Consider the following 9,154-nt stretch of genomic DNA (forward strand, 5'->3'; position numbering starts at 1 on the left):
AAGATGTACTCCTTCATCTTCGGGTTCCAACGCTTGGTCTGGTGCCCGAAGTGTACACCTGCTTCGAGCAGCTCCTTCATCGTAATCGTTGCCATTGAGGCTCCTTCATCAGGTCATCGAGCCGGTACAACAGAGCGGCCGATTGATCCCGTTCGTGGGAAATTTAACTACTTGCCGGCGGCAGCCGAAGCCGCCGCCGGGTCGAACCAAAACCAGAAGCCAGCGACTAGCGCTTGCTGAACTGGAAGCGCTTGCGGGCGCCCTTCTGACCGTACTTCTTACGCTCCTTGGCGCGGGCGTCACGGGTCAGCAGGCCGTCGGCCTTCAGGGTCTTACGCAGCTCGGGATTCACCTCGAGCAGGGCGCGGGCAATGCCCATCTTCACGGCATCGGCCTGAGCGGCAACGCCGCCGCCGGCAACCGTCGTCACCACGTCGAACTGACCCTCGACCTGAGCGGTCTGCAAGGTACGCTTCGCCGAAGCACGCTGCTGCTCGGTCACAAAGTAGACCTCACGGGGCTTGCCGTTGACCGTGAACTCGCCCGATCCCGGGCGCAAAAACACACGCGCGATCGCCGACTTGCGGCGACCCGTGCCATAGTACTGAACCAAATCCGCCATAATCCTCTCGAATCCTCTACCGTTATGCAGTCAGCTCAACAGCCTCAGGCTGCTGGGCCAGATGCGGATGCTTATCTCCGCGGTAAACCTTCAGCTTGGTCGCCATCTGACGGCCCAGCTTCGACTTGGGCAGCATGCCCTTGATCGCCTCTTCGACGATCGCCTCGGGCTTGCGCGCCAACAGCTTGTCGAACGCTTCCTCACGCAGACCGCCGGGGAACCCAGTGTAGCGGCGATAGATCTTCTGCTGGCTCTTCAGACCGGTCAGCTTAATCTTCTCCGCGTTGATCACGATGACGTGATCACCCGTATCGATGTACGGGGTGTACTTCGGGCTGTTCTTGCCGGTAAGAATGTTCGCCGCGCTGCTGGCAAGACGTCCAAGGGTCTTGTCGGTCGCGTCCACCACGAACCACTTGCGATTGATGTCCTTTGCGCCGGGCACAAACGTCGACATTGCTGCTTCTCCTGAAACCAAAATCCTACGAAAACGACTAAAATTTCGCTTCCACACGGCCAAAACGGGGCAAGAAAAATGCGCCCGGACCTGCCAGGTGGACTTGCGCTCAATGCAGTGGGTGCTTTCGGGGTCCTTGTCCGTCAAGCGGACGCTACCAGGAGTCGGGCCTCATCGCCGATCAAACGGCTCTTTCTGCCCATTCACCCCAGGCTGCCCCAGGTGGATCCACGGCGGAGTTCTCGCCTCAAAAAGGCGCAGAACTGCGCGAGATTTAACAGTAGCTCACTTTCAGGGAGGAGTCAACGGAGGTACTCCTCACAGAGCCAACTTCAGTCTAGAGCAATTTCCCTGTTACGGAATAGCCGGTGCAGGGTGTTTTCATTGCGGAAAATGCCCATAGCTGCAGAGACCCTACTCAACACCTACAGGGAAATGCACAAGCCTGAAAAAATCCCCTCCAAAACCCTCCATACCGGAAGCCTCCACCCGGAAGCATTGTTCCGCCCATCGCTATCCGGTACCCTTGCCCCCATGCGGCGCTTTTTCTCCCTCTCCCTCGCTCTGCTTGCCTGGTTCTCCCTGTCGGTCTCCTCCGCCCTGGGCCAGTCCACCGAGGCCGCCCTCACAAAGCGCCTCGCCGGCCGGCAGTTCCTGCTGCGCGGCTGCTGGCAGGGCGCGAACCTCTGGTTCACCGCCGACGGTCGCCCGCTGAACGACTACCCGGAGCTCCCCTTCGCCCTCGCCGGAGTCAAGGTAGATCGCATCAAGCTGCTCAAAAACGGTCTCCAGATCGAAGCGCACCGCATGGGGTTGGAGATCGACGCCAAAGCCCGCGGAGCCGTCCGCTGGGTGCCCATTACCCTGGCTGACACACCGAACGATCACGCAGCAGCCGAACCCCTTCAGTTCCACATCAGTCCGCCATCGTCCGGCGACTACACCGCCGCCCTCGACGCCATCTTCGCCGACAGCGTCAACGACCTCGCTCCCCGCCTGCCCGTCTACTGGCAGACAGCGGCCACGCAGTTCTTCGGCCAGAACGAGCCTCCCCTGCCGGAAGCCTCTCGCCTGCGCGGCCCCGACCTGAAGCACTATGTCTCCCTGGGCACCTTCTCCGGACAAGATCAGAACCAGACAGCCTCCGGCAGCAGCACTCAACCGACCCTGCTCTCCGGCGCCAACCCCGACTTCACGCCCGCCGCCCGGAGGCTGAAATATGCCGCCGTCGTCATCGTCCGCTTCACCGTCAATGCCGACGGCTCGGTCAGCAAACCGCAGGTCGCCCAGCCCGCTGGTCTCGGCCTGGACGAAGCCGCTGTCGCTGCGGTGCTTCAGTACCGCTTCCGTCCTGGCATGGTCAACGGCAAGCCGCAGTCCACGGAGATTGGAACGGCCATCCGGTTCCAGATGCACTAGAGCATTTTTCCCTGTTGCTGGGTATCCCGGAAGAGGTGTGCAGCGGCGTTTTCATTGCGGAAAACGCCCATAGATACGAAAGCCCTACTCTACTTCCACAGGGAAAATGCTCCAGGGAATTGAAGAATTTGATGATTGAAGAATGGAATAAATCTGCCGCGGTAACTGGGTGGGATATAGAGCGCGCTCCCAACGACAAATGAGGCATGGAATGTAATCAATTCCGTTTGCTTCGCAACAAAAACAGGTACAGCGGGTCACGCATTCTAAAGCGCGAATCCTGCCAGGACCTGAAGCATGAGCGATTTTGCTGTCCAACTCGATTTGCAACAAACATCAAACGCCGTTGAACTTGCGGTGATTCTGCCGACTTACAACGAGCGCGCCAATATCGTCGAAGCGATCCGCCGCACGCAGACAGTCCTGGGCAACATGCCGCACGAGATCATCGTCGTGGACGACAACTCGCCGGACGGCACTGCGGATGTGGTTCGCCAACTTGCTCGTCAGGACAGCCGTATCCGCCTTATCCATCGCATCGGCCGTCGCGGTCTCTCCTCGGCCGTGATCGAAGGCATGATGGCATCCACCGCACCAATGCTTGCGGTAATGGACGCGGACATGCAGCACGATGAATCTGCCCTCCCCCGCATGATCGAGAAGATGCAGCGCGAGCATCTTGACCTGGTCGTCGGAACACGTAACGCCCACGGCGGCAGCATGGGAAACTTCGCACGCGTCCGTGTCCGCGTCAGCCAGCTAAGCGCACAGCTTTCGCGCTCCGTCTGCCAATGTGAGGTCTCCGATCCGATGAGCGGTTTCTTCCTGGTGCGGGACGACTTCTTCCGCTCCGCCGCTCCCCGTTTACAGACCGGCGGCTTCAAGATACTGCTTGATCTGCTGGCCTCCAGCGATTGCAAGCCGCGCATCGGCGAAATTGGCTATCGCTTCCGCACGCGCATGCATGGCCAGTCCAAGCTCTCGTTCCACGTCGCCATCGAGTATCTATTCCTCATTGTGAACAAACTCACCGGCGGACATCTCTGCCCGCGCTTAACGCTCTTCGCGCTCACCGGCGCCAGCGGCCTGCTGGTTCACTTTGCCCTTCTATCAGCTATGTATCTCGGTCTGCACGCGAGCTTTCTCACCTCACAGGCAGTTGCCGCCATCGCCGCGATGAGCACCAACTTCGCAGTCAATAACGCGCTGCAGCAGAGCCGCCTGCGCGGACACCGCGCCTGGACCGGCTACCTGCGCTTCCTTATGCTCTGCGGTCTGGGCGCAATCTTCTCTGTCTCCTACGCCAACCGCCTCCACCTCTCGCAAACACCATGGGCGTTAGCTGCACTCGCCGGCATCGCTATCGGTTCTGTGTGGAACTACGCTRTGACCCAGATATTTACCTGGGAGACACCACAAACGCGCCGCGCGGTAAGCCTCTCCAGCTACACTCCGTAAGGATGCAGCGTTCTCACAAGCAGCTTCTCGCAGCAGTTCTGGTTGCCGCTTACACCGCGTTTGTTCCGGTGATGCGTTCCGGTATGCAGCTTGAAGTGGGATACAACGAGGGCTGGAATCTCTATAACGCCCGTACCGTCCTGCTACATCAGCCGCTCTATGCTGAGCGCTTCGGATGGCACACGGTTAACTATCCCGCGCTGTCGTTTTATATCTCTGCGTGGCTCTCGCACCTGACCGGCGATCTGCTCTATACAGGCCGTGCCTTGTCCATCGTCGGCCTGGTCTGCTCCGCGCTTCTTCTGGGCGCTATGGTGAGGCATCTCGCGGGATCGCGCTATGCCGCCGCCTTCACCGCGCTGCTCACCATCAGCGTTGTCTGCGCCTCCGCCCCCAGCTATATCGGACAATACGACCCGCAGCTCTTTGCCACACCTTTCTTTCTCGCGGCACTCTATCTCTATCTGCGCTTTCGCGAACGTCCAGCGGCGATTGTCTTCATGGCGTTGCTCTTTGTCTTAGCCGGAAACATCAAGCACAATCTCATCGACATTCCTCTGGCGGTCACGCTGGATCTTCTGCTGGCGCGCCGCTGGCGTGGATTAACTCTCTTCCTCGGCACGGCAATACCAGCTACTGTGTTTTCGCTGTGGATCAACCAGCACTTCGCAGGCTCGGCATTTCTCACTAACCTGCTCGCGGGCCGCGGATACTCCCTGCATCATGCCTTTGACAACGGCATCGGCACCCTTGGTCCGCTGATTCCTCTCGTCGTCCTCGCCGGTATAACGGCATGGCGTTCGCGCCGATACCCTGCACTCCGCATCACCGGAATCTGGTTCACATGTGCACTGGCGTTGAATCTCTTCTTTGCCGGCGGAGTCGGTGTCGCTACCAATTCCCTCTTCGACACGGTGCTGGCCATGGTGTTGTTGATTGGCATCTTCCTCGATGAAGTGCGCGAGGCTGCGCCGCCATTGACCTATCTCCCGATGGCCATCGCTCTCTGGCCACTGCTGCCGCTCTTCATTACCAACGAAACCAGTCTTCCGATTCGGGATCTTAGGCATCTTCGACAGCAACAACAGACATATCGCGAATCGCTCACTCTGTTGCAGCAAACACCTGGCCCTGCCATCTGTGAATCGCTGCTGCTCTGCGCCGAAGCGGGCAAGCCCTATCTCTACGACCCGTTCAATGCGACACGCTTCATTCAGCTGAGCAAACTCGATCCGTCACCGCTCTACAGGCAGCTCGAAAGCCGGCAATTCGCCGCCGTGCAACTGAACAAATCGATCGATCTCACCAAAGCCGATACCGATGCCAATCGGTTCACTCCGGAGATGCTTGAGATCATTCGCAAGCACTACACACCGGTTATGCAACGTGACGGTGTCCTCATTCTCGTCCCGCTTCGCTAGAGTCGAACGCGATGCGTTTCTCGTGGCTCGCCGGGGCCATCCTGGCCGAGGTCTGAACCATGCGACAGATTGTCGGCCTATTCAACGATTCAACCATTCAACTACCTTCCACGTAGAATCAAAGCTGCATGTCCAGCCGTTTTGTAAGAGCCTGCCTCCGTCAGTCCGTTGATCGCACACCCGTCTGGTTCCTTCGCCAGGCCGGCCGCTATATGCCGGAGTACATGGCCGTACGCAAGCATCACTCGTTGCTTGAGATCTGCCGCACGCCCGAGATTGCCGCAGAGGTCACCATCACCGCGGCCGAGCGCCTGGGTGTCGATGCCGCCATCATCTTCGCGGACCTGCTTCTGCCGCTCACCCCGATGGGCCTGGACTTCGAGTTCGTCAACGGCGAGGGCCCGGTCGTACACACGCCCATTCGCTCCGCCGAGCAGATCGCAGCCCTGCGCACCGACCGCGCCGAAGATCTCCAATATGTCGCCCGCGCGATCGAGAAGGTCTGCGCCCACTTCGCCGCTCCGCGTCCGGATGGCGATGAGCTCGGCATCATCGGCTTTATCGGCGCTCCCTTTACGCTGGCCAGCTACATGATCGAAGGCGGCGGCTCGCGCAACTACATCGAGGCCAAGAAGCTGATGTACAGCGATCGCGGCGCATGGGACCTGCTGATGGACAAGCTCGTCACTATCCTGATGCCCTATGCGAAGCAGCAGGTGGAAGCCGGCGCGGATGTCATCCAGATCTTCGACTCCTGGGCAGGAGCACTCTCCGTCTCCGACTATTGCGAGTACGTACTCCCGTCCACAACGCGCCTGGTACAGGCAGTCCAGGCCATGGGCGTTCCCGTTATCTACTTCGGCGTCGACTCGGCCACGCTGCTGCCACACATGAAACAGACCGGAGCTGATGTCCTCGGTCTCGACTGGCGCATTCCCGTTGACGAAGCCCGTACGCTCTTAGGCAACAACGTTGCTTTGCAGGGAAACCTCGATCCCATCACGCTGTTTGCGCCGCAGGATATTCTCAAGCAGCGCACCGAAGAGATTCTTCGCCGCAATGCCGGCCAACCCGGCCACATCTTCAACCTCGGACACGGCATCGTCCCCGGTACACCAGTCGAAAACGTCATCGCTGTCGCCGAGTGGGTCAAGCAGTTCCAGCTCTAGGGCGCGGGCGCACTAAAATAAAAAGCGATGCACGCGATTCTTCTGCTCGCTCACGGCACGCCGGACACTCTCGGCGAGATGAAAGCCTACCTCGACCTCGTTACCTCTGGTCGCGGTGTTCCCGACCACGTCGTCGAAGAGCTGCAGCACCGCTACGCCGAGATCGGCCTTCGCGAAGAACCCGGCCCTGAACCGCCGCACCTCACCCGCTGGACCATGAAACAGGCAGAGCTGCTGCGCACAAAGATCAGCGAGCCAGTTTACTTTGCCATGCGCAACTGGAAGCCGCTGATCGCTCCTGTGATCGAACAGATGAAGATGGACGGCGTCACTTCGGCACGCGTCCTCTGCCTGGCCCCACAGAACTCGCGTACCTCCATCGGTCTCTACAAACGCGACCTGATGAAGGCTTTGGGCGAGAATCCCGCGATCCAGATCGATTTCGTCGAAGGCTGGCACAACCGCCCGAAGCTGATTGATGCCTTCGCCGATCGCCTGCTGCATACGCGTGTTCCTCAGGTATCGATCGACGCTAACAGCAAGCGGGCAGTCCTGTTTACAGCGCACTCCGTCCCATGCCGAACGGTACAGGGTGAAAATCCGGATCCCTATTCCGATGAAGCGAAGAACACCGCTGCTCTGGTTGCAGAAAAGACCGGCACCGAAGACTGGTACTTCGCTTTCCAATCGCAGGGTGTCAGCGGAGGCCCATGGCTCGGACCCACGGTGGAAGATTCCCTCCGCGCCTTGAAAGACATGGGCTACGGCGAGGTCGTGCTGCACCCCATTGGCTTTGTCTGCGATCACGTCGAGGTGCTCTACGACATCGACATCAACTTCCAGCAGTTCGCGAAAGAGATCGGCATCGCACTGTCACGTCCGGAGTCGTTGAACGATCATCCACTGCTGATCGAAGCTCTGGCCGAGTTGGCTGGCTCGCGCCGTTAGGTCGCGAGTGCCAGGAAGTTACGGGACGGCCTGAGCCATCCCGTACTGCAATCCTCTCCATGGCGAAGTCGAAGGTCGAGCAAGGGTTTGAAGTGTTGTGTCCAGACTGTGGTGCGATCCTGAAGATCGATCCCGTCACGCAGCAGATCATCAGCCATACCTCTGCGCCGAAGAAACGCACCTTTGAGAGCCTGTCCCAGGCCTCAGCCGCCTTGAAAGAACAGGACGACCGCCGGGACTCGCTCTTCCGCCAGTCAGTGGAAGCAGAGAAGAACAAGGAAGATCTTCTCGCCAAGAAGTTCGCCGAGGCCGTGAAGAAGGCCAAAGAGACTCCACTGACGGAGAAGCCGCTGCGGGACTTCGATCTGGACTGATGCCGATACGCCGCAGTTAGAGCACTTTCCCTGTTGCTGGGTATCCCGGAAAGGGCGTGCAGCGGCGTTTTCATTGCGGAAAACGCCCATGGATGCGAAAGCCCCACGCCAGACCCACAGGGAACCTGCTCTACTGTGGCAGCTCTTCGACAACCTCATCCACAAAGCACCATGCCCAACTCTCGCCGGGTTCGACCGAGCGCATGATGGGATGCTTGGTGTCGTGAAAGTGCTTGGTGGCATGCTTGTTCGGGGAAGAATCGCAGCAGCCCACATGCCCGCAGATCAGGCACATTCTCAGGTGCACCCAGGAGCTGCCCATCTTCAGGCACTCTTCACAGCCTTTTGCGGAAGGCGTTACCGGATGCAGATGCGCAAAGTGTTTGCAGGCATGCTGAGCCACAGAGAAATCTCCTTGGGGGATATGGCAGGTGCTGAAAAGATCTCAGATCTGCTTCGCCTGTGGGTATTCTTTCACGCGGGAAGTGGTGAGGTGAACTCTTTTAGAGTCAAACTTTCGCGATGACGAATCTGTACCATGGAGCATCTCCCTGCAGGTGAAGAGTAGGGCTTGCGCATCCATGGGCGTTTTCCGCAATGAAAACGCCGCCGCACTCCTTTCGGGATACCCGGCAACAGGGAAGATGCTCTAAGTGGTAAGTATCGACAGGATTTCAGAAGAGTGTCCTATGAAGGCCGTCCGTTTTCTTCTCTATCCCCTGCCTCTGCTATTCGCATGCACGCTGCTTGCATCAGCGAAGCTTGAAGCACAGCTCTCGTTCGCCTCTGCGATCGACCTGGCGCTTCGCAATAGCCCGCGGGTTAAGATGGCCGAAGCGGATGCAGCCAAGGCAACGGCTGTTCTTTCGGAATCGCGCGTGGTCTTCATTCCGGTGTTGAACGCCGGTTCAGGGCTGGGTTATTCCTACGGCTTCCCTGTCGGTCAACCGACACTCTATAACTTCAACCTGCAATCGCTGGTCTTTGATCTCGCCCAGAAAAAGTACATCGACGCAGCGCGAATGGGGTTGGAGGCGGCCAATCTTGCATTAGCAGATGCGCGCCAGGCCGTAGCGGAAGATGCTGCCCGCACATGCGTCGTGCTAGATCACGACCTGCAGCGGCTTGAGGCATTGAAACAGGAACAGGGATTTGCAGTGCATCTTGTGGAGATTGTGCGTTCGCGTATGGATGCCGGTCAGGACAATCGGATGGAGCTGACAAAGTCCCGACTGGCCCAGGCTCAAATCACCCTCGCCACGCTGCACTCTGAAGCGGATATCGCC

The 9,154-nt window shown here is 59.0% G+C and carries 11 protein-coding genes; 7 read left to right on the plus strand and 4 right to left on the minus strand.

The features are described from left to right. From AB4043_RS05390 to rplM, 3 genes are all read right to left on the minus strand, one after another. Nucleotides 1-95 (minus strand): 30S ribosomal protein S2 (locus AB4043_RS05390; RefSeq protein WP_442306630.1); only part of this gene is annotated, 95 nt, incomplete at its 3' end. A gap of 131 nt (nucleotides 96-226) precedes the next feature. Beyond that, on the minus strand, nucleotides 227-622 hold the full coding sequence (gene rpsI / locus AB4043_RS05395) for a 30S ribosomal protein S9 (RefSeq protein WP_442301037.1): 396 nt from the start codon (nucleotides 620-622) through the stop codon (nucleotides 227-229). A gap of 22 nt (nucleotides 623-644) precedes the next feature. Continuing rightward, complete coding sequence (gene rplM / locus AB4043_RS05400) at nucleotides 645-1,079, minus strand: 50S ribosomal protein L13 (protein ID WP_147646925.1); 435 nt, start codon at nucleotides 1,077-1,079, stop codon at nucleotides 645-647. 534 nt (nucleotides 1,080-1,613) lie between these two features. Here rplM and AB4043_RS05405 point away from each other — a divergent pair. The 6 genes from AB4043_RS05405 (at nucleotide 1,614) to AB4043_RS05430 (ending at nucleotide 7,868) form a co-directional block, all read left to right on the plus strand. Next, nucleotides 1,614-2,498, plus strand: coding sequence for an energy transducer TonB (locus AB4043_RS05405; protein WP_442301038.1), 885 nt, complete (start codon nucleotides 1,614-1,616; stop codon nucleotides 2,496-2,498). Between the two features lie 297 nt (nucleotides 2,499-2,795). Continuing rightward, the gene (locus tag AB4043_RS05410) at nucleotides 2,796-3,956 is read left to right on the plus strand and encodes a glycosyltransferase family 2 protein (protein WP_442306628.1); all 1,161 of its coding nucleotides are present in this window, start codon (nucleotides 2,796-2,798) and stop codon (nucleotides 3,954-3,956) included. A 2-nt stretch (nucleotides 3,957-3,958) separates the two neighbouring features. Next, nucleotides 3,959-5,377, plus strand: a complete 1,419-nt coding sequence (locus tag AB4043_RS05415) for an ArnT family glycosyltransferase (protein ID WP_442301040.1) — start codon at nucleotides 3,959-3,961, stop codon at nucleotides 5,375-5,377. A gap of 128 nt (nucleotides 5,378-5,505) precedes the next feature. Then, nucleotides 5,506-6,546, plus strand: coding sequence for a uroporphyrinogen decarboxylase (gene hemE / locus AB4043_RS05420; protein WP_442301041.1), 1,041 nt, complete (start codon nucleotides 5,506-5,508; stop codon nucleotides 6,544-6,546). A 27-nt stretch (nucleotides 6,547-6,573) separates the two neighbouring features. Continuing rightward, nucleotides 6,574-7,494 (plus strand): ferrochelatase, encoded by a 921-nt coding sequence (gene hemH, locus AB4043_RS05425; RefSeq protein WP_442301042.1) that lies wholly within the window; start codon nucleotides 6,574-6,576, stop codon nucleotides 7,492-7,494. 59 nt (nucleotides 7,495-7,553) lie between these two features. Next, on the plus strand, nucleotides 7,554-7,868 hold the full coding sequence (locus AB4043_RS05430) for a hypothetical protein (RefSeq protein ID WP_263419651.1): 315 nt from the start codon (nucleotides 7,554-7,556) through the stop codon (nucleotides 7,866-7,868). A 130-nt stretch (nucleotides 7,869-7,998) separates the two neighbouring features. Here AB4043_RS05430 and AB4043_RS05435 read toward each other — a convergent pair whose 3' ends face one another. After that, nucleotides 7,999-8,271, minus strand: a complete 273-nt coding sequence (locus AB4043_RS05435; protein WP_442301043.1) for a ubiquitin carboxyl-terminal hydrolase 14 — start codon at nucleotides 8,269-8,271, stop codon at nucleotides 7,999-8,001. A gap of 286 nt (nucleotides 8,272-8,557) precedes the next feature. Here AB4043_RS05435 and AB4043_RS05440 point away from each other — a divergent pair. Beyond that, a partial coding sequence (locus AB4043_RS05440; RefSeq protein ID WP_442306629.1) for a TolC family protein occupies nucleotides 8,558-9,154 on the plus strand: 597 nt, incomplete at its 3' end.

It is taken from the genome of Terriglobus sp. YAF25 (assembly GCF_052113305.1).
Classification (GTDB): Bacteria; Acidobacteriota; Terriglobia; order Terriglobales; family Acidobacteriaceae; genus Terriglobus.

Coding starts and splice junctions, on each gene's coding strand:
- rplM (WP_147646925.1), bottom strand. CDS start 1,079: ATGTCGACGTTTGTGCCCGGCGCAAAGGACATCAATCGCAAGTGGTTC.
- hemH (WP_442301042.1), top strand. CDS start 6,574: ATGCACGCGATTCTTCTGCTCGCTCACGGCACGCCGGACACTCTCGGC.
- rpsI (WP_442301037.1), bottom strand. CDS start 622: ATGGCGGATTTGGTTCAGTACTATGGCACGGGTCGCCGCAAGTCGGCG.
- AB4043_RS05430 (WP_263419651.1), top strand. CDS start 7,554: ATGGCGAAGTCGAAGGTCGAGCAAGGGTTTGAAGTGTTGTGTCCAGAC.
- hemE (WP_442301041.1), top strand. CDS start 5,506: ATGTCCAGCCGTTTTGTAAGAGCCTGCCTCCGTCAGTCCGTTGATCGC.
- AB4043_RS05415 (WP_442301040.1), top strand. CDS start 3,959: ATGCAGCGTTCTCACAAGCAGCTTCTCGCAGCAGTTCTGGTTGCCGCT.
- AB4043_RS05405 (WP_442301038.1), top strand. CDS start 1,614: ATGCGGCGCTTTTTCTCCCTCTCCCTCGCTCTGCTTGCCTGGTTCTCC.